Consider the following 18,560-nt stretch of genomic DNA (forward strand, 5'->3'; position numbering starts at 1 on the left):
AGGGGTGCGGCCGCCGGTGGCCGCACCCCTCGTCACTGCTCGCCCAGCGTCACCGCCGCCTTCTTCTCGTTCCCGTCCCGCTGGTAGGTCACCGACGTCTTCTGGCCCGGCCTGTCCGCCGCCAGCGCCACCGACAGGGACGTGATGGTGGAGATGGACCGGTCGCCCAGCCTGGTGATGATGTCGCCGGGGCGCAGGCCCGCCTTGTCCGCCGCGCCGCCGGGCCTGACCGTGACCACGGCAACCCCGGCCGGCCGGTAGTTCTCGTCCACGACGGTCCGCGCGGTGATGCCGAGCGCGGCCCGCCCCGAGTTGGTGACCCTGCCCTTGTCGACGATCTGCCCCGCGATCGTCTTCACCATCGACGCCGGGATGGCGAACCCGATGCCGGGCGCCGCGCTGCCCCCGAGGTTGGGATCGGCGGCGCCGAGCGTCGGGATGCCGATGACGTGCCCGGCCAGATCGACCAGCGCGCCGCCGCTGTTGCCGGGATTGATGGGGGCCGAGGTCTGCACCATGTCGGCGAGGGTGGCGCCCGTGCCCCCGCCGGCCTCGCTGACGGTCCGCCCGGTCGCCGAGACGATGCCCTGGGTCACGCTGGACGCAAGCCCGAGCGGGGAGCCCATGGCCAGCACGATCTGGCCGACCTCCACCTTCTCGGAGTCGCCGAACACCGCCGCCTTCAGCCCGTGCGGCACCTTGTCCAGCTTGATCACGGCCAGGTCCTGCTCGGGGTAGGAGTACACCAGGCGCGCGGTGAGCGGTTCCTCGCTGTTGGCGGTGGTCACCGTGAACGTCTTCTGCGACTCGACCACATGCGCGTTGGTGACGATGTGTCCCTTGCCGTCGTACACGATCCCGGAGCCCAGCTCGCGGCCCGACTGGATCTGCACGACCGACGGCAGGGCCTTCCTGATGACCTTCTGGTACTGGCTCTGCAGATCACCCACGGCCGTCGGCACGTTCGCCCGCGCGGTCGCTGTGTCCTGCCGGGAGCCGGTGGTGCAGCCGGCCGTCACACAGCACACCAGCGCGGCCGCGGCGGTCACCCTCCGTACGGCACGGCTCAGGGAAGCGTCCATACCCCGAGTCTCGGTGCGCGCCGGTCATCCGGCCCGCGGTGTTGGCCCGAACGGTCTCAGCCCCGTACGCCGCACAGGTGAAGCAGCGCCGCCACTCCCCGGTACGGGTCCGTGCGCCCGGCCCGCTCCTCCACCGCCAGCAGTCTCTCGAGGTCGTCCGGGATCTCCGCGTCGTCCGCCGCCGTGTCCGTGAAGACCCGGACGCCGTACCAGGCGTGCAGCGGGGCCCCGATCCCGGCGAGGGTGGCGGTGAGCGCCGCCAGCCGGTCTGCCCGTACGTCCAGGCCGAGGCGGTTGTGGTAGGCGGTGGTGTCGAAGGCGGCCAGGGCGCCCGCCCAGTCGCCGGCGAGGCCCGGTCGCACGGCGAGCGCGTCGCCGTTGCGGACGAGCAGGGAGAGCAGTCCGCCGGGCGCCAGCATCCGCGCAAGGCCCGCCACCAGCGGGTCGGGCTCCTCGACGTACATCAGCACGCCGTGGCACAGCACCACGTCGAAGCTGCCCGGCAGGAAGTGCACCCCGGTGTCCCGGCCGTCGCCCTGGACCAGCCGGACCCGCTCCCGGATGCCCTCCGGCTCGGCGGCCAGGGCCTGCCGCGCGGCGGCGATCATCGTCGGGTCCTGCTCCACGCCCGTCACCTGATGGCCGAGCCGGGCCAGCCGCAGCGCCTGCGTGCCCTGGCCCATCCCGACGTCGAGCACCCGCAGCCGCTGCCCGACCGGGAACCGGCCGGCTATCTGCTCGTCGAGCTGCCGCGCCACCAGCTCCTGGCGGACGACGTCACGCAGCCCGCCCAGCTTGTTCAGCCAGGCCTCGGCCGCACCCCCGGTGAAGGCGTCTGCGCTCAGGGCCGCTCTCCGCGCTTGACCTGCGGCTTCGGCAGCCGGAGCCGGCGCATCTGCAGGGAACGCATCAGCGCGTAGGGAACCGCGCCGCGCGTGCTCTCGTTCGGGAAGCGCTCCTTGAGGCGCTTCCCCAGCCGCACACCGCTGACCGCCGAGTCCAGCACGATCAGCACGATCACCACGAGCCACAGCAGCAGGGCGATCGACTGGATCTGCGGCACCCGCACCACGCTCAGCACCAGGATCACCACCGCGAGCGGCAGGAAGAACTCCGCCACGTTGAACCGCGAGTCCACCCAGGTACGGGCGAACTTGCGGACCGGACCCTTGTCCCGGGCGGGCAGATAGCGCTCGTCACCGGTGGCCAGCGCCTGGCGCTGCCGCTCCAGTGTTTGGCGCCGTTCCTCGCGCTGACGCTTGGCGGCCTCCTTGCGGTTGGTCGGCGTGTGGGCCACGCTGCGCCGCTGGGACTGGGCCTCACTGCGCTTGGGCGTGGGCCTGCCCTTCGGGGCCTGCGGGTCACGGGGCTGCTTGGAGAGGGCTACCGGCGTCTTGTCGGCGGTGGCCTTCTCTTCCTTGGCACGGCTACGGAACACAAAACCCAAGGGTAAGGGCTTCCGCGGCATGGACCCCAGCCCGGTGGGGAACGATCCGGCAACACCGGACGTCTGTAGGGGGACAGAGTGGACGTTACGGCAGGGGATCGCAGGGGACACGGCAGGGCATCACCTACTCCTCACGCCGGAGCGATACGGTCCGCAGTCGTCCTCGGGGATGAGCGCATCCGTCCCCGAACAGTGCGGTAATGGAGTCAGGGCCCGTACTGTGGGTCCTGTCGCAGGATCTGTGAGCTGGAGTCCGTCAGAAGGGGGCGCGCGAAGCCCATGAGCGGTGTCATGAAGCGTATGGGGATGATCTTCCGCGCGAAGGCGAACAAGGCCCTTGACCGGGCCGAGGACCCGCGCGAGACCCTCGATTACTCGTACCAGAAGCAGCTGGAGCTGCTGCAGAAGGTCCGCCGCGGCGTCGCCGACGTGGCGACCAGCCGCAAGCGCCTGGAACTCCAGCTCAACCAGCTGCAGCAGCAGTCCACCAAGCTGGAGGACCAGGGCCGCAAGGCGCTCGCACTCGGCCGCGAGGACCTGGCCCGCGAGGCGCTGTCCCGCAAGGCCGCGCTCCAGCAGCAGGTCACCGACCTCGAGACGCAGCACGCCACCCTCCAGGGCGAGGAGGAGAAGCTCACCCTGGCGGCCCAGCGTCTGCAGGCGAAGGTCGACGCCTTCCGGACGAAGAAGGAGACCATCAAGGCCACCTACACCGCGGCCCAGGCCCAGACCCGGATCGGCGAGGCCTTCTCCGGCATCTCCGAGGAGATGGGCGACGTCGGCCTTGCCATCCAGCGCGCCGAGGACAAGACCGCCCAGCTCCAGGCCCGGGCCGGCGCCATCGACGAACTGCTCGCCTCGGGCGCCCTGGAAGATCCCTCCGGCATGGCCAAGGACGACATCGCCGCCGAGCTGGACCGGATCTCCGGTGGTACGGATGTGGAGCTGGAGCTGCAGCGCATGAAGGCCGAGCTGGCCGGTGGCCAGCCGCAGCAGGCCATCGAGGGCGGCACCGGCCAGGGACAGACCCAGCAGCAGCCGCAGGACACCCCGCGCTTCGACAAGCAGTAGCCCGGCGCCGGGACGCGAGCCGAGGAGGCCGACGTGATCGTACGGATCATGGGGGAGGGCCAGGTTCAGCTGGACGACTCCCACGTCGCCGAGCTGAACAAGCTGGACGACGAGCTGCTGGTGGAGCTGGAGCGCGGCGACGGGACGGCGTTCCGCCGCACCCTCGGCGCACTCCTCGACGCCGTCCGCCGTCTCGGCACGCCCCTTCCCGACGACGCGCTGGAGCCCTCGGAGCTGATCCTTCCGTCTCCGGAGGCGTCGTTGGAGGAGGTCCGGGCGATGCTCAGCGACGAGGGGCTGATTCCGGGGTAGCGCCGGGGTGCTCGCCGCTCCCGCGCTACAGGCCACGGCGCAGCACCCGTACTGTTCGTCGCGTGAGTACCGCCCGCACTCTCGACCGCGCCCGTTGCCGTGTGAAGGCGCACCCCCTCGCGCTGGACGCGTCCATCGCCGCCGGCGTGCTGGTGTGCATGCTCGCGGGCTCCCTCGTCGTGCCCCGCGGAGCGAACGGCGTCACCTGGGGCCTGCGCACCCCCGCCCCCCTCGGCCTCCTGCTGATGGTCCTCGCCGCGGCCGCGCTCGTCTTCCGGCGCCGCGCCCCCAAGGCCGTGCTCGCCACGACCGGTGTCCTCTCCGTGATCGAGTGCGTCACCGGCGACCCCCGCGCCCCGGTCGCCATGTCCGCCGTGGTCGCCCTCTACACCGTCGCCGCGACCACCGACCGCACCACCACCTGGCGGGTCGGCCTGCTCACCATGACCGTACTGACGGCCGCCGCCATGCTGGCCGGCCCGCTGCCCTGGTACGCGCAGGAGAACCTCGGCGTGCTCGCCTGGACCGGCGTCGGCGCGACCCTCGGGGACGCCGTACGCAGCCGCCGCGCGGTCGTCCAGGCGATCCGGGAGCGGGCCGAGCGTGCTGAACGCACCCGCGAGGAGGAGGCCCGCCGCCGGGTCGCCGAGGAGCGGCTGCGCATCGCCCGCGATCTGCACGACGTCGTCGCCCACCACATCGCCCTGGTGAACGTGCAGGCCGGGGTCGCCGCGCATGTCATGGACAAGCGGCCCGACCAGGCCAAGGAGGCGTTGGCGCACGTCCGCGAGGCCGGTCGTGCCGCGCTGGAGGAGCTGCGCGCCACCGTGGGCCTGCTGCGCCAGTCCGGTGACCCCGAGGCCCCGACCGAGCCGGCGCCCGGACTCAGCCGGCTCCAGGAGCTGGCCGACACCTTCCGCAACGCGGGCCTGCCGGTGGAGGTGGCCCGCGCCGACCAGGGCACCGAACTGCCCGCCGCCGTCGACCTGGCCGCCTACCGGATCGTCCAGGAGGCGCTGACCAACGTGCAGAAGCACGCCGGGGCCGAGGCCAGGGCCGAGGTCAGCGTCGTACGGGTGGGGACGGACATCGAGGTCACCGTCCTCGACGACGGCGCGGGCGCCGCCGGTGTGCCCGGGGACGGGGGCGGGCACGGACTGCTCGGCATGCGCGAGCGGGTCACCGCCCTCGGCGGCACCCTGACCACCGGGCCCCGCTACGGCGGCGGCTTCCGCGTCCATGCGATCCTGCCCCTCAAGACCCGCACCGATGCCCGCAAGGACCGTGGAGACCGGTGAGACCGTGCAGACCCGTGCCGAGATCCGTACCGGGACTCGTGCGACGGCCCCGGGGGGAGACCGCATGACGATCCGTGTCCTGCTCGCCGACGACCAGGCCTTGCTGCGCAGCGCGTTCCGGGTGCTGGTCGACTCCGAGCCCGACATGGAGGTGGTGGGGGAGGCCTCCGACGGGGCCGAGGCGGTCCGGCTGATCAAGGAGCAGGGCGCCGACGTCGTCCTCATGGACATCCGGATGCCGGGCACCGACGGGCTGGCCGCCACCCGGATGATCAGCTCGGATCCCTCCCTGACGCAGGTCCGCGTGGTCATCCTGACGACGTTCGAGGTCGACGACTACGTCGTCCAGGCGCTGCGTGCGGGGGCCTCCGGCTTCCTCGGCAAGGGCAGCGAGCCGGAGGAGCTGCTGAACGCCATCCGGGTCGCGGCCGGCGGCGAGGCCCTGCTGTCGCCGGCCGCGACCAAGGGGCTGATCGCCCGTTTCCTCGCCCAGGGCGACGGCGACGACGGCCGTGACCCCGACCGCTCCGAGCGGCTCGGCGCGCTCACCGGGCGGGAGCGCGAGGTGCTGGTCCAGGTCGCCGGCGGCCACTCCAACGACGAGATCGCCGAACGCCTGGAGGTCAGCCCGCTGACGGTGAAGACGCACGTCAACCGGGCCATGGCCAAGCTGGGCGCGCGCGACCGGGCGCAGCTCGTGGTGATCGCGTACGAGTCGGGTCTGGTGCGCCCGAGGACGGACTGATCTCCACCCGGCCGTGGCGCGGGTCTCCACCCGGGCGTACGGCGGGCGCAGTAGGGCCGGACCAGGAAATGGACTAGCCCGACCTGCGCGCGGCCTGTCGCTGAACATGCTCACGCTCGGTGCGCTGACCATCGCCGTCGGCCGGGTCGTCGACGACTCGATCGTGGTCCTGGAGAACGTCAAGCGGCACCTCGGCTACGGGGAGGCATGGTGGGCGCCCTGTTCGGCACGGCCTTCGGCGGCGGCACGGACACCAACCAGGCGTCGTACCAGGTGATGCTGAAGGACTCGAAGTCGTACGACACGGTGCAGAAGCGGTCGTTCGGCGGTGATCACCAGGAGCTCCTGGTGGCACGAGAGGGGCGCCTCCCGACGACGGGAAGCGCCCCTGACCTCGTTGCGGTGCCGTGCCGTTACGGCAGCGCCAGCATCCGTTCCAGGGCGAGCTTCGCGAACGCCTCCGTCTCCTGGTCGACCTCGATGCGGTTGACCAGGTTGCCCTCGGCGAGGGACTCCAGGGTCCAGACCAGGTGGGGCAGGTCGATGCGGTTCATGGTGGAGCAGAAGCAGACCGTCTTGTCGAGGAAGACGATCTCCTTGCCCTCGGGCGCGAAACGGTTGGCCAGGCGGCGGACGAGGTTCAGCTCGGTGCCGACGGCCCACTTGGAGCCGGCCGGGGCCGCCTCCAGGGTCTTGATGATGTACTCGGTGGAGCCGACGTAGTCCGCCGCAGCCACGACCTCGTGCCTGCACTCGGGGTGCACCAGGACGTTCACGCCGGAGATGCGCTCGCGCACGTCGTTGACCGAGTCCAGGTTGAACCGGCCGTGGACGGAGCAGTGACCGCGCCAAAGGATCATCTTCGCCGCGCGCAGTTCGTCCGCCGTCAGGCCGCCGTTCGGCCGGTGCGGGTTGTAGACCACGCAGTCGTCCAGGGACATGCCCATGTCCCGGACGGCGGTGTTCCGGCCGAGGTGCTGGTCGGGCAGGAAGAGCACCTTCTCGCCCTGCTGGAAGGCCCACTCCAGGGCCCGCCTGGCGTTCGACGAGGTGCAGATCGTGCCACCGTGCTTGCCGGTGAACGCCTTGATGTCGGCGGAGGAGTTCATGTAGGTGACGGGGACGACCTGCTCGGCGATCCCGGCCTCCGTCAGGACGTCCCAGCACTCCGCGACCTGCTCGGCCGTCGCCATGTCGGCCATGGAGCAGCCGGCCGCCAGGTCCGGAAGGACGACCTTCTGGTCGTCGGTGGTGAGGATGTCCGCCGACTCGGCCATGAAGTGCACACCGCAGAAGACGATGTACTCGGCCTCCGGGCGCGCGGCCGCGTCCCGGGCCAGCTTGAAGGAGTCACCCGTGACGTCGGCGAACTGGATGACCTCGTCGCGCTGGTAGTGGTGGCCGAGCACGAAGACCTTGTCGCCGAGCTTCTCCTTGGCCGCACGGGCACGCATCACCAGGTCGGGGTCGGACGGCGACGGAAGGTCACCGGGGCACTCGACGCCCCGCTCGCTCTTCGGGTCGGCCTCGCGGCCGAGCAGCAGCAGGGCGAGCGGAGTCGGCTGCACGTCGAGCTCCGGGGTCTGGGCGGTGGTCACGGCACGCACCCTTTCTACTTTTCGTCTATCTGACGTTATCTATCATAACCGGTTCACGTCAGTTTGACGATGGCCATAGCGTCGATGTGACGTGAATCCCGCCCCCGTCCCCCTGCGGGCCGCTGTCGGCCTTCCCGGCCGTGTGCGAGCATGAAGACGGAAGCAACAACGCGACAACGTGACTGCCCGGCCCGGAATGAATCCGCGGAAGCGCCGGTTGCACTCGTCGGCAAGCAGTCTCCGTACAACCCGGGAGAGATGTAGATGTCCGTATCGGACGAGACCACCACCGTCACCGACGGCATCATCCTGACCGACGCCGCCGCGGCCAAGGTCAAGGCCCTGCTCGACCAGGAAGGCCGTGACGACCTCGCACTGCGCGTCGCCGTCCAGCCCGGCGGCTGTTCCGGCCTGCGCTACCAGCTCTTCTTCGACGAGCGCTCGCTCGACGGTGACGTGGAGAAGGACTTCGGCGGGGTCAAGGTCGTCACGGACCGCATGAGCGCTCCGTACCTGGGCGGCGCCACCATCGACTTCGTGGACACGATCGAGAAGCAGGGCTTCACGATCGACAACCCGAACGCGACCGGCTCCTGCGCCTGCGGCGACTCCTTCAGCTGAGCCGAGGGTCCGTAACGGCCTGAGAGAGGGAGAAGGCGGCGCCCCCGGAGAGGGGGTCGCCGCCTTCTTGCCGTGTCGGCGCGCTAGCTAGGGCGTGTTTCGAAAGTAGCGGACCCCGCCCGGAGGGCGGGGTCGCGGCGTCTGGTGCGGTGCATCGCAAGGCGGAGGGTGGTCCTCGTACCGGGCGTACGTGGACGATCCCGACAACGCGGCGAGGTGCCGTGCCAGGCGTCGCGGACCAGACGGGACTTTCGAAACACGCCCTAACGCCGTCGTGCCGACGCCTCCGGCCGGAGCGCCCCCGGCTTGGCCTGCGGAATCCGCCCGCCGTCCGCGCCGACCACCGTCCGTCCGTCCAGTGGCGCGGCCAGGCGTACGGTCTTCATGTACTCCTTGGCGATCATCACGCACACCTTGTCCGGCCAGGGATGCTCCGTCACGGTCACGGTCACCCGCTCGGCGCTCTCCCTCGCCGCGACCGTGTAGTCGGCGCACACCCCGCCGTAGAAGCTCAGGGTCAGCTCACGGTCCTCGGCCAGGTAGCCGGTCACCTTCACCGTCCGGGGCGCCGGGGACGCGGTGGGCGCCGAGGGCGTGGCCGCCGGTGCGAGGTACCGGGGGTCGACCGCCGGACACGACACCGTGGACGCCCCCTGGCCGTCGGGCCCCCGTACCTGGAACAGCCAGGACGGCACCAGCGTCTGCCGCCCGGCCACGGAGTGCGCGGCAAGGCCGAACGCCGCCTTCTCCACGGTGACGGTGACCGGATCCCCGCCCGGCTCCGCCCCCGGCTCCGGCGCCCCCGTGGGCGCGCCGCACGGCTGCTCCAGCCGGTCCTTCGGCGGCACCGGGCTCGCGCACCCGCCGATCCCCATCCGGTGGTCGCTCCTCGGCGCCGCGTTCATCAGCTTCAGCGTCCTCGCGGCGCTCAGCACCGGATACGTGTCGCCCTTCACCGGCGCCCCGAGCAGTCCGTGCCCGCCGACCAGCTCGCCCTGCCGGTCCACGGTCAGGCCGGTCGTCCAGCCGTACGTCGGCAGCCCGCCCACCACCGGATCGGCGTCGACCACCCGCCGGGTGCCCATGACCTGGCTCGCGTCGACCTTCGCGTCGTCCAGCCCGGCGGCCTTCAGCACCGGTGCCGCCGCCCGGCTCGCCTCCGCCGCGCTCACCGGGGTGCCGGTGGGGCCCACCGGGTCGTGCGTACAGAGCGCACCCCTCTTGCAGTCGTCGGTGCCCGGCGCGTACCGGCTGAAGCTCCAGCTGCCCGGCGCGTCCCGGTTCACCGTCAGGCTCGGCTGGGTGCCGTCCTTGCCGCCGACCCGCCAGATCCGTCCTTCGGCCACGGGGGTGCCGTCCACGCCCAGCGCCTTGGCCAGCCGGGCCACCGCGTCCCGACCGACCGCGCCCTTCGGCACGTACACCGGCGCGGAACCGGGACCGGCCGGCAACCGGCCCTGGGCGACGTACGTGGCGCCGTGCGGGTCCGGCTCGCCCGGCGCGATGCCGCCGGTGGCGCCGAAGCCGTCCAGCGAGAGCGGCGGGGGAGTGGCGCCGACGCCGGTCGCGCCCGGTCCGCCCGTACGACCGCCGGTGTCACTGCCCGCCGCGAGGTAGGCGCCGCCGCCGCCGACCAGCAGCACGGCGGCGGCCACGCAGACCACCACGAGCGGTGACCGCCGCCGGCCGGCCCGCTCACTTCCACGGTCGTCGGCCGCACCGGCGCCGTCCGGTGCGACGGCCTCTGCCTCATGCCTCCCCGAGCCCCCGACCCCCTCCCGGTTCCCGGCACTCTCCGCGCTCTCGGCCTGCTCGTGACCCTCGGGGTGCTCGCGGTTCTCGGGTCGCTCGGTGTTCACCGCATCGCTCCTCGCTGGTCGTATCCCGCCTCCCCCGCATGGGGGACGGCGATGGGACGCGGGAGGGGAGCGTGCGGTTCCCGGGAACGCGCCCCGCGCCTCAGTCGCCGTACTCGGACATGGCGTCCAGCAGCCGTGCGGAACGCGCCGGCACGCTCACCCCGTGGATCCGGGACGGCGGCACCGGCCGGGACTCGGGGTGCTCGGGAACCGCCCAGTGCGGGGCCATCCGGGCGCAGTCGCCGCGCAGCGCGGCGAGACCGCCCTCGAGGTCGGCCGGGGCGGGGGAGTGGACCTTGAGGTTCGTCATGACGGCACCGTAGGCCTGCTCAGGGCCGCGAAGAAAGGTCTACTATCGGGTAGTTTCGACAGGTACAGCTGGGGCGGCCGACCGGGTAGCGTGATCTGTCGATCCGCCCTCCCGTCTCCCACCACCGCCCTTCCAACGAGCGCTCACGCGCGCACCTTCCTAATTCCGCAGGAGAATCCCCGTCGTGCGCATCGCAGTCACCGGCTCCATCGCCACCGACCACCTCATGACCTTCCCCGGCAGGTTCGCCGACCAGCTCGTCGCGGACCAGCTGCACACGGTTTCGCTCTCCTTCCTGGTCGACAAGCTCGACGTGCGCCGGGGCGGCGTCGGCGCGAACATCGCCTTCGGCATGGGCCAGCTGGGCACCCGGCCCGTCCTGGTCGGCGCTGCCGGCCCCGACTTCGACGAGTACCGGGCCTGGCTCGACCGGCACGGCGTGGACACCGCCTCGGTACGGATCTCCGAGACCCTGCACACCGCCCGCTTCGTGTGCACCACCGACGCCGACCACAACCAGATCGGCTCGTTCTACACGGGCGCGATGAGCGAGGCCCGGCTCATCGAGCTGAAGACCGTCGCCGACCGCGTGGGTGGCCTCGACCTGGTCCTCATCGGCGCCGACGACCCGGAGGCGATGCTCCGCCACACCGAGGAGTGCCGCTCCCGCGGGATCCCGTTCGCCGCCGACTTCTCCCAGCAGATCGCCCGCATGGACGGCGAGGAGATCCGGCTGCTGCTGGACGGGGCGACGTACCTGTTCTCCAACGAGTACGAGAAGGGCCTCATCGAGTCCAAGACCGGCTGGAGCGACGCCGAGATCCTGGGCAAGGTCGGCCACCGCGTCACCACGCTGGGCTCGCGCGGGGTACGCATCGAGCGGACCGGCGAGGACCCGATCGAGGTCGGCTGCCCCGAGGAGGAGCGCAAGGCGGACCCCACGGGTGTCGGCGACGCCTTCCGCGCGGGGTTCCTGTCGGGGCTGGCCTGGGGCGTCTCGCTGGAGCGCGCCGCCCAGGTGGGCTGCATGCTGGCGACGCTCGTCATCGAGACGGTCGGTACGCAGGAGTACCGGCTGCTCCGCGGGCACTTCATGGAGCGGTTCGTGAAGGCGTACGGCGACGAGGCCGGCGAGGAAGTGCGGGCTCACCTGGGCTGAGGTCCGCTGCGCCCACTCCTCTGCCGATCACCGTTCTCGGCTGCGGGCGCGTGCGGGCCGGTCGTGCCCACGCGGCCGCATGCCGGACACAGCCCCGCGCCCCCTTCAGGCGCTCAGCCGACCCGGCGTACGACATACGCCGCACCCCGCTCCGCCGGTTCCTCTCCGACGTACTCCTGGCCCCGCATCTCGCACCACGCCGGGATGTCCAGGCGGGCCGCCTCGTCGTCGGAGAGGACTCGTACGGTTCCTCCGAGCGGCACCTGTCCGAACACCTTGGCCAGTTCGATGACGGGGATGGGGCATCGCTTGCCCAGGGAGTCGACGAGCACTTCCCCGGCGTCTTCCTGAGCGGCCGCCGCGGCCGGCGCGCCCAGCTTCTCCCGGACTCCCGCGACCGCGCCCGGCAGCACCTCGAGGAACCGCTCCACGTCCTCCTCGGCCGCTCCCGCCGGCAGGGAAACCCGTACGTTCCCCTCGCTCAGCACGCCCATCGCCCTCAGCACATGGCTGGGCGTCAGCGTGCTGCTCGTGCAGGAGGAGCCGGAGGAGACGGAGAAGCCCTCCCGGTCCAACTCGTGCAGCAGCGCCTCGCCGTCGACGTAGAGGCAGGAGAAGGTGACGATGCCGGGCAGCCGGCGCTCGGGGTCCCCGACGACCTCGACGTCCGGCACCAGCCCCGGCACCCGGGTCCGGATCCGCTCCGTCAGCTCCCGCAGCCGCACCGCCTCCTGGGCCGCCTCGGCGTGCACCGCCCGCAGGGAGGCCACGGCGGCCACGATCGCGGGGATGTTCTCGAACCCCGGTGCCCGTCCCGACTCCCGCTCGTCGACGGGCCCTTGGGCGGCGAACCGCACCCCCTTGCGCACGGCGAGCAGCCCGACCCCCGACGGCCCGCCCCATTTGTGTGCGCTGGCCGTCAGCAGCGACCAGTCGCCCTCGACGGGCCCCCACCCCAGCGACTGCGCCGCGTCCACCAGCAGCGGCACCCCGGCCGCCCGGCACACCTCGGCCACCTCGGCCACCGGCTGCACGGTGCCCACCTCGTGGTTGGCCGACTGGAGCACGGCGAGTGCGGTGTCCTCGCGCAGCGCGGCCGCGTAGCCCGACGGATCCACGGCCCCGGCCCGGTTCACCGGCACCCGGGTCACCGTCCCCCCGTCCGCCTCGAACACCTCAGCCGAATGGAGTACGGAGGAATGTTCGACCGCTGACACGATCAGGTGGTGTCCCACCCGTCGCCGCCCGGCCAACGCCCCCGCGACGCCCGTGTGGACGGCCCGCGTCCCGGAGGAGGTGAACACCACCTCGTCGGCCCGGCACCCCACCACCTCGGCAGCTGCCTCCCGGGCGGCGTCCAGCAGCATCCGGGCCTTGCGTCCCTCCCGGTACAGCCGTGCAGGATCGGCCCACCCCTCATCCAAAGAGGCCAACAACGCCTGACGTGCCACAGGATGGAGGGGAGCGGCGGAAGCAGCATCGAAGTAGGCCATACGGCAACGCTAGACCGCCGGCCGGGACAGCGTCCCCGAGGGGCGCGTGACGTCCACGTCAGCGGCTCCGCCGTAGGGCGCGACCAGCCACGACGGGCCCGCAGCCGCCAATCAAGCGAACCACCCGAGCCAGTAGGCACCCCTCCCCGCGAACCCCTGGAAGGCGTCGGCTAGGGTTTGGTCCGCATAAACATCCAAACCCCTGCCCGACGCAGGGCGGCGACCGACCAGCGAGAAGGCCGCAGCCGACCGCGCGGGCGAGACTCTCGGGAAGGCGCTACGTGAGTCCCAACGGCTCCGACCGCTCGCCGCGGCGCCCGATGCGGCGGAAGCTGCTGCAGGCACTGACCGCGGGCCTGGTCCTGGCGACCGCAACCGGTTGCACATACAAGGACTTCCCCCGCCTTGGCATGCCCACCCCGACCACGGAAGAGGCTCCGCGGATCCTCTCCCTGTGGCAGGGCTCCTGGGCTGCCGCGCTCGCCGTCGGCGTGCTGGTGTGGGGCCTGATCCTGTGGAGCGCCATGTTCCACCGGCGCAGCCGCACCAAGGTCGAGGTACCTCCGCAGACCCGGTACAACATGCCGATCGAGGCCCTGTACACGGTGGTCCCGATCATCATCATCTCGGTGCTCTTCTACTTCACGGCCCGGGACGAGTCGAAGCTCCTCGACACCTCCAAGAAGCCCGACGTCACGGTCAACGTGGTCGGCTTCCAGTGGAGCTGGGGCTTCAACTACATCACCCCCGTCTCCGGTGTGACCGGCGACGCCAAGACCGACAAGAACCTGGACGCCATTCCGGACCGGTTCAAGAAGGACTTCCCGGCGAACGCCGGCGGTGTCTACGACGTCGGTACGCCCGCCACGCGGAACCCGCAGACGGGCAACCCCGGTCCGACGCTCTGGCTCCCCAAGGGCAAGACGGTCCGCTTCGTCCTCACCTCCCGTGACGTCATCCACTCCTTCTGGGTGGTGCCGTTCCTGATGAAGATGGACGTGATCCCGGGCCACGCCAACGCGTTCCAGGTGACCCCCAACCATGAGGGCACCTTCCTCGGCAAGTGTGCTGAACTCTGCGGTGTCGACCACTCCCGGATGCTGTTCAACGTGAAGGTCGTCTCCCCGGCGGCTTACCAGAAGCATCTCCAGGACCTCGCCAAGAAGGGGCAGACCGGTTACATTCCCGCCGGCATCGCGCAGACGAGCCACGAGAAGAACCGGGAGACGAACAACCTGTGAGCATCCTCAACGAACCCCAGGGTGCCGCGGCAGCTGAAGGCTCGTACGCGGACGAGATGCCGGTCAGGCGGAAGCAACCCGGCAATGTCGTGGTGAAGTGGCTGACGACCACCGACCACAAGACGATCGGGACGATGTACCTCGTTACGTCGTTCGCGTTCTTCCTGATCGGTGGCGTGATGGCGCTGCTCATGCGCGCCGAGCTGGCCCGGCCGGGCCTGCAGATCATGTCGAACGAGCAGTTCAACCAGGCGTTCACGATGCACGGCACGATCATGCTGCTGATGTTCGCGACGCCGCTGTTCGCCGGCTTCACCAACTGGATCATGCCGCTGCAGATCGGCGCGCCCGACGTGGCGTTCCCGCGGCTGAACATGTTCGCCTACTGGCTGTACCTGTTCGGCTCGACCATCGCGGTGGGCGGCTTCCTCACCCCGCAGGGTGCGGCCGACTTCGGATGGTTCGCCTACTCCCCACTGTCGGACGCGGTCCGCAGCCCGGGTGTCGGCGCCGACATGTGGATCATGGGTCTGGCCTTGTCCGGCTTCGGTACCATCCTCGGCGCGGTCAACTTCATCACCACGATCATCTGCATGCGCGCTCCGGGCATGACCATGTTCCGCATGCCGATCTTCGTGTGGAACGTGCTGCTGACCGCCGTGCTGGTCCTGCTGGCCTTCCCGGTCCTCGCGGCCGCGCTGTTCGCGCTGGAGGCGGACCGCAAGTTCGGCGCACACGTCTTCGACGCCACCAACGGCGGAGCCCTGCTGTGGCAGCACCTCTTCTGGTTCTTCGGTCATCCAGAGGTGTACATCATCGCGCTGCCGTTCTTCGGCATCATCTCCGAAGTGATCCCGGTGTTCTCCCGCAAGCCGATGTTCGGCTACATGGGCCTGATCGCCGCAACCATCTCCATCGCCGGTCTGTCCGTGACCGTGTGGGCCCACCACATGTACGTCACCGGTGGTGTGCTGCTGCCGTTCTTCTCCTTCATGACCTTCCTGATCGCGGTACCGACCGGTGTGAAGTTCTTCAACTGGATCGGCACCATGTGGAAGGGCTCGCTGTCCTTCGAGACACCGATGCTCTGGGCCGTCGGCTTCCTGATCACCTTCACGTTCGGTGGTCTGACCGGTGTCATCCTGGCCTCGCCGCCGATGGACTTCCACGTCTCCGACTCGTACTTCGTGGTGGCCCACTTCCACTACGTGGTCTTCGGCACGGTCGTCTTCGCCATGTTCTCCGGCTTCCACTTCTGGTGGCCGAAGATGACCGGCAAGATGCTGGACGAGCGCCTCGGCAAGATCACCTTCTGGACGCTGTTCGTCGGCTTCCACGGCACCTTCCTGGTCCAGCACTGGCTGGGCGTGGAGGGCATGCCGCGCCGGTACGCCGACTACCTGGCCGCCGACGGCTTCACCGCCCTGAACACGGTCTCGACCATCAGCTCCTTCCTGCTCGGACTGTCGATCCTGCCGTTCCTCTACAACGTCTGGAAGACCGCCAAGTACGGCAAGCCGGTCGGCGTGGACGACCCGTGGGGCTACGGCCGCTCCCTGGAGTGGGCGACCTCCTGCCCGCCGCCGCGGCACAACTTCCTCACCCTGCCGCGGATCCGCAGTGAATCCCCGGCGTTCGACCTGCACCACCCCGAGATCGCCGCGCTCGAGCAGCTCGAGCACGCCGGTCACGGCAGCGCCATCGCGGGCAGCAAGGAGGCCGGCAAGTGAAGATCCAGGGCCGGATGTTCATCTGGCTGAGCTTCTTCCTCCTGATCATGGCCATCGTGTATGGCGTGTGGTCGAAGGAGCCGGCCGGCACCACGGCGCTCTTCCTGGCCTTCGGTCTGAGCGTGATGATCGGCTTCTACCTGGGCTTCACGGCCCGGCGGGTCGACGCGGGCGCCCAGGACGACAAGGAGGCCGACGTCGCGGACGACGCGGGCGAGCTGGGCTTCTTCAGCCCGCACAGCTGGCAGCCGCTGCTGCTGGGCTTCGGCGGTGCGATCGCCTTCCTCAGCATCGCGGTCGGCTGGTGGCTGATCTACTTCTCCGCTCCGTTCATCGCGGTCGGCCTGTTCGGCTGGGTGTTCGAGTACTACCACGGTGAGAACCGCACCCAGTAGCACCGAGCGCACCGACCGGGAGCCCGGGCCCTCTGTCAGGAGGGCCCGGGCTCCCGGCTTTTACACAGGTGGTGGTGGTGTTTCGGGGCAGGCGGGGCCGGTGTGTCGTTCGTTTGCAGCAGTGTCGATCCCCCGTACGGGTCACCTGCCGCGCCGATGGGGTCATCGCCTCATAGCGTGATCGCATGAACCACACTCCGCGGACCCGCACCGTCGTCAGTTGCACCCTGCTGGTGACCGCGCTCGGCATGGGCGTCACCGCCTGCGGTCCGGACGGCAACCCCCTGGCGGCCAAGCCGTACGACGCGGCGGACGTGATCTCGTTCAACGGTCCGACCGAGGCAGGGAAAAAGGCCGACCCGGACAAGCCCCTGGAGGTCACCGCCGACGGCGACGACCGCATCACCGACGTCACCGTCCAGGACTCCGCAGGGCGCCATGTGCCGGGCGAACTCGACGCCGACGGCAGTAGATGGCACAGCACCGCCCCGCTGGCCGCCAACGCCCACTACACGCTCACGGTGAGCACCGAGGACGACGACGGCGCGCCCGGGCGCAAGGTCTTCGCCTTCGACACCAGCAGGCCCACCAGCAGGAAGCGCCTGACCGTCACCTTCGGTCCCAAGTCGGGCCAGTACGGCGTGGGCGAGCCCATCACCGCCCAACTGGACCAGGCGGTCAAGGACAAGGCGCAGCGCGCCGTCGTGGAACGCGCCCTGAAGGTGGACTCCGTGCCGGCCGTGCAGGGCTCCTGGTACTGGGTGAGCGACAAGGAGCTCCACTACCGGCCCAAGGACTACTGGCCCACCGGCACCACCGTCACGGCGCACAGCAACCTGGACGGCATCAAGATCGGCGACCGGCTGTGGGGCGGCCCGTCCAAGCCGGTCAAGATCACCATCGGCGACCGGATCGAGGCCGTCACCGACGCCGCGGCCCACCAGCTGACGTTCTACAAGGACGGCCAGGCGATCAGACGGATCCCCGTCACCACCGGCAAGCCCGGCTACGACACCCGCAACGGCATCAAGGTCGTCCTGGAGAAGGCCTACGTCGTGCGGATGCGCGGCACCACGATCGGCATCTCCGCCAGCAGTTCCGACTCCTACGACCTGAACGTCTACTACGCCGCACGGGTGACCTGGTCCGGTGAGTACGTCCACGCCGCGCCCTGGTCGGTGGGCTCACAGGGCTACGCGAACGTCAGCCACGGCTGCACCGGTATGAGCACCGCAAACGCCGCGTGGTTCTTCGACAACATCCACGCCGGCGACATCGTCCGGGTCGTCAACTCCCACGGTCATCAGATGGAGGACTTCGGCAACGGCTTCGGCGACTGGAACGTCGACTGGAAGAAATGGACCCAGGGCAGCGCCCTGACCAACACGAAGTCGACCGCGCCGTCGGACGTGGACACGGTACGCCTGCAGCCGACGGCGTTCTGAGCGGCCCCGAAGGGGCGCGGGGCGGTGCCGATGTGCGGCTGCCGCCGCGTGTGCGCGAAGGGGAACCACCGGCTCGCCCTCGCGCACGCCCAGGGCGGCCCCGTCCGCTAGGGCGTGTTTCGAAAGTCCCGTCTGGTCCGCGACGCCTGGCACGGCACCTCGCCGCGTTGTCGGGATCGTCCACGTACGCCCGGTACGAGGACGACCCTCCGCCTTGCGATGCACCGCACCAGACGCCGCGGACCCCGCCCTCCGGGCGGACGACGCCACTTTCGAAACACGCCCTAGGCGCCCACCAGCCGCTTCTGACGGAGCAGTGAAGCCAGGGCGGAAGAGAACTCCACGGGATCCGCCGGAAGCGTCACAGCGGCGTCGGCCCGGCTCCACGTCGCGAGCCAAGCGTCCTGCGGACGCCCCATCAGCAGCAGCACCGGCGGGCAGTTGAAAACCTCGTCCTTGATCTGCCGGCACACCCCCATACCGCCCATCGGTACCGCCTCGCCGTCCAGCACGCAGACGTCGATGCCGCCCTTGTCCAGCTCGCGCAGCACCGCGCCGGGCGTGGCGCACTCGACGAACTCGACGAGGGGCACGTCGGGAGCGGGCCTGCGGCCGGTGGCCAGCCGTACTTGCTCGCGGGTGTTGGAGTCGTCGCTGTAGACCAGCACCGTGGCGGTCGGCTGCATTGTTCCTCCGGGACGTCGGCGTCGTACGGACGGGACGGACAGGGCCGTTCGGGGCGGAGCTTACTCCC

The 18,560-nt window shown here is 70.6% G+C and carries 18 protein-coding genes and 1 pseudogene; 11 read left to right on the forward strand and 8 right to left on the reverse strand.

What is annotated here, in order from left to right; genetic code table 11:
- Window positions 1–32: 32 nt before the first annotated feature.
- The 3 genes from AC5WRT_RS09000 to AC5WRT_RS09010 all read right to left on the reverse strand — a co-directional run bounded on the left by AC5WRT_RS09000 (window position 33) and on the right by AC5WRT_RS09010 (window position 2,550).
- Window positions 33–1,082, reverse strand: coding sequence for a S1C family serine protease (locus AC5WRT_RS09000; RefSeq protein ID WP_496100107.1), 1,050 nt, complete (start codon window positions 1,080–1,082; stop codon window positions 33–35).
- A gap of 56 nt (window positions 1,083–1,138) precedes the next feature.
- On the reverse strand, window positions 1,139–1,840 hold the full coding sequence (locus AC5WRT_RS09005; RefSeq protein WP_496092428.1) for a class I SAM-dependent methyltransferase: 702 nt from the start codon (window positions 1,838–1,840) through the stop codon (window positions 1,139–1,141).
- A gap of 83 nt (window positions 1,841–1,923) precedes the next feature.
- Complete coding sequence (locus AC5WRT_RS09010) at window positions 1,924–2,550, reverse strand: DUF3043 domain-containing protein (RefSeq protein WP_496092429.1); 627 nt, start codon at window positions 2,548–2,550, stop codon at window positions 1,924–1,926.
- A gap of 258 nt (window positions 2,551–2,808) precedes the next feature.
- On the opposite strand from AC5WRT_RS09010, the gene AC5WRT_RS09015 reads away from it, so the two are divergent.
- From AC5WRT_RS09015 to AC5WRT_RS09035, 5 genes and pseudogenes are all read left to right on the forward strand, one after another.
- Entirely contained in the window at window positions 2,809–3,600 is a 792-nt protein-coding gene (locus tag AC5WRT_RS09015; RefSeq protein WP_496092430.1) for a PspA/IM30 family protein, read from the forward strand.
- A gap of 33 nt (window positions 3,601–3,633) precedes the next feature.
- The gene (pspAA, locus tag AC5WRT_RS09020) at window positions 3,634–3,912 is read left to right on the forward strand and encodes a PspA-associated protein PspAA (protein WP_496092431.1); all 279 of its coding nucleotides are present in this window, start codon (window positions 3,634–3,636) and stop codon (window positions 3,910–3,912) included.
- A 62-nt stretch (window positions 3,913–3,974) separates the two neighbouring features.
- A complete protein-coding gene (locus tag AC5WRT_RS09025; RefSeq protein ID WP_496092432.1) occupies window positions 3,975–5,210 on the forward strand; it encodes a sensor histidine kinase in 1,236 nt (411 codons plus the stop codon).
- 64 nt (window positions 5,211–5,274) lie between these two features.
- On the forward strand, window positions 5,275–5,955 hold the full coding sequence (locus AC5WRT_RS09030; RefSeq protein WP_496092433.1) for a response regulator transcription factor: 681 nt from the start codon (window positions 5,275–5,277) through the stop codon (window positions 5,953–5,955).
- An 88-nt stretch (window positions 5,956–6,043) separates the two neighbouring features.
- Window positions 6,044–6,160, forward strand: a pseudogene (locus tag AC5WRT_RS09035) (efflux RND transporter permease subunit); the annotation flags it as partial.
- A 208-nt stretch (window positions 6,161–6,368) separates the two neighbouring features.
- On the opposite strand, the gene nadA reads toward AC5WRT_RS09035, so the two are convergent.
- On the reverse strand, window positions 6,369–7,553 hold the full coding sequence (gene nadA / locus AC5WRT_RS09040) for a quinolinate synthase NadA (protein WP_496100108.1): 1,185 nt from the start codon (window positions 7,551–7,553) through the stop codon (window positions 6,369–6,371).
- Between the two features lie 264 nt (window positions 7,554–7,817).
- Here nadA and AC5WRT_RS09045 point away from each other — a divergent pair, with 264 nt between their 5' ends.
- A complete protein-coding gene (locus AC5WRT_RS09045) occupies window positions 7,818–8,174 on the forward strand; it encodes an iron-sulfur cluster assembly accessory protein (RefSeq protein ID WP_028422454.1) in 357 nt (118 codons plus the stop codon).
- A gap of 263 nt (window positions 8,175–8,437) precedes the next feature.
- Here the strand turns inward: AC5WRT_RS09045 and AC5WRT_RS09050 are convergent, their stop codons facing one another.
- Both AC5WRT_RS09050 and AC5WRT_RS09055 read right to left on the reverse strand, forming a co-directional pair.
- A complete protein-coding gene (locus tag AC5WRT_RS09050) occupies window positions 8,438–10,033 on the reverse strand; it encodes a hypothetical protein (protein ID WP_496092435.1) in 1,596 nt (531 codons plus the stop codon).
- Between the two features lie 100 nt (window positions 10,034–10,133).
- Complete coding sequence (locus AC5WRT_RS09055) at window positions 10,134–10,343, reverse strand: hypothetical protein (protein ID WP_496092436.1); 210 nt, start codon at window positions 10,341–10,343, stop codon at window positions 10,134–10,136.
- Between the two features lie 184 nt (window positions 10,344–10,527).
- Here AC5WRT_RS09055 and AC5WRT_RS09060 point away from each other — a divergent pair, with 184 nt between their 5' ends.
- A complete protein-coding gene (locus AC5WRT_RS09060) occupies window positions 10,528–11,502 on the forward strand; it encodes a carbohydrate kinase family protein (RefSeq protein WP_496092437.1) in 975 nt (324 codons plus the stop codon).
- A 113-nt stretch (window positions 11,503–11,615) separates the two neighbouring features.
- Here AC5WRT_RS09060 and AC5WRT_RS09065 read toward each other — a convergent pair whose 3' ends face one another.
- Window positions 11,616–12,995, reverse strand: a complete 1,380-nt coding sequence (locus AC5WRT_RS09065; RefSeq protein WP_496092438.1) for a cysteine desulfurase/sulfurtransferase TusA family protein — start codon at window positions 12,993–12,995, stop codon at window positions 11,616–11,618.
- 281 nt (window positions 12,996–13,276) lie between these two features.
- Between AC5WRT_RS09065 and ctaC the strand changes: the two genes are divergently transcribed.
- The 4 genes from ctaC (at window position 13,277) to AC5WRT_RS09085 (ending at window position 17,806) form a co-directional block, all read left to right on the forward strand.
- Window positions 13,277–14,236, forward strand: a complete 960-nt coding sequence (gene ctaC / locus AC5WRT_RS09070) for an aa3-type cytochrome oxidase subunit II (RefSeq protein WP_496092439.1) — start codon at window positions 13,277–13,279, stop codon at window positions 14,234–14,236.
- Window positions 14,233–15,966 (forward strand): aa3-type cytochrome oxidase subunit I, encoded by a 1,734-nt coding sequence (ctaD, locus tag AC5WRT_RS09075; protein WP_496092440.1) that lies wholly within the window; start codon window positions 14,233–14,235, stop codon window positions 15,964–15,966. Before ctaC ends, ctaD begins: the two co-directional genes overlap by 4 nt.
- Window positions 15,963–16,361, forward strand: a complete 399-nt coding sequence (locus tag AC5WRT_RS09080; RefSeq protein ID WP_496092441.1) for a cytochrome c oxidase subunit 4 — start codon at window positions 15,963–15,965, stop codon at window positions 16,359–16,361. Before ctaD ends, AC5WRT_RS09080 begins: the two co-directional genes overlap by 4 nt.
- Before the next feature lie 185 nt (window positions 16,362–16,546).
- Window positions 16,547–17,806, forward strand: coding sequence for a L,D-transpeptidase (locus AC5WRT_RS09085; protein ID WP_496092442.1), 1,260 nt, complete (start codon window positions 16,547–16,549; stop codon window positions 17,804–17,806).
- A 284-nt stretch (window positions 17,807–18,090) separates the two neighbouring features.
- Here AC5WRT_RS09085 and AC5WRT_RS09090 read toward each other — a convergent pair whose 3' ends face one another.
- Window positions 18,091–18,492, reverse strand: coding sequence for a response regulator (locus tag AC5WRT_RS09090; RefSeq protein ID WP_496092443.1), 402 nt, complete (start codon window positions 18,490–18,492; stop codon window positions 18,091–18,093).
- Window positions 18,493–18,560: the final 68 nt, after the last annotated feature.

This window comes from Streptomyces sp. NTD91 (assembly GCF_059510455.1).

Coding starts and splice junctions, on each gene's coding strand:
- AC5WRT_RS09000 (WP_496100107.1), bottom strand. CDS start 1,082: ATGGACGCTTCCCTGAGCCGTGCCGTACGGAGGGTGACCGCCGCGGCC.
- AC5WRT_RS09010 (WP_496092429.1), bottom strand. CDS start 2,550: ATGCCGCGGAAGCCCTTACCCTTGGGTTTTGTGTTCCGTAGCCGTGCC.
- AC5WRT_RS09015 (WP_496092430.1), top strand. CDS start 2,809: ATGAGCGGTGTCATGAAGCGTATGGGGATGATCTTCCGCGCGAAGGCG.
- AC5WRT_RS09030 (WP_496092433.1), top strand. CDS start 5,275: ATGACGATCCGTGTCCTGCTCGCCGACGACCAGGCCTTGCTGCGCAGC.
- AC5WRT_RS09045 (WP_028422454.1), top strand. CDS start 7,818: ATGTCCGTATCGGACGAGACCACCACCGTCACCGACGGCATCATCCTG.
- AC5WRT_RS09055 (WP_496092436.1), bottom strand. CDS start 10,343: ATGACGAACCTCAAGGTCCACTCCCCCGCCCCGGCCGACCTCGAGGGC.
- AC5WRT_RS09065 (WP_496092438.1), bottom strand. CDS start 12,995: ATGGCCTACTTCGATGCTGCTTCCGCCGCTCCCCTCCATCCTGTGGCA.
- AC5WRT_RS09085 (WP_496092442.1), top strand. CDS start 16,547: ATGAACCACACTCCGCGGACCCGCACCGTCGTCAGTTGCACCCTGCTG.
- AC5WRT_RS09090 (WP_496092443.1), bottom strand. CDS start 18,492: ATGCAGCCGACCGCCACGGTGCTGGTCTACAGCGACGACTCCAACACC.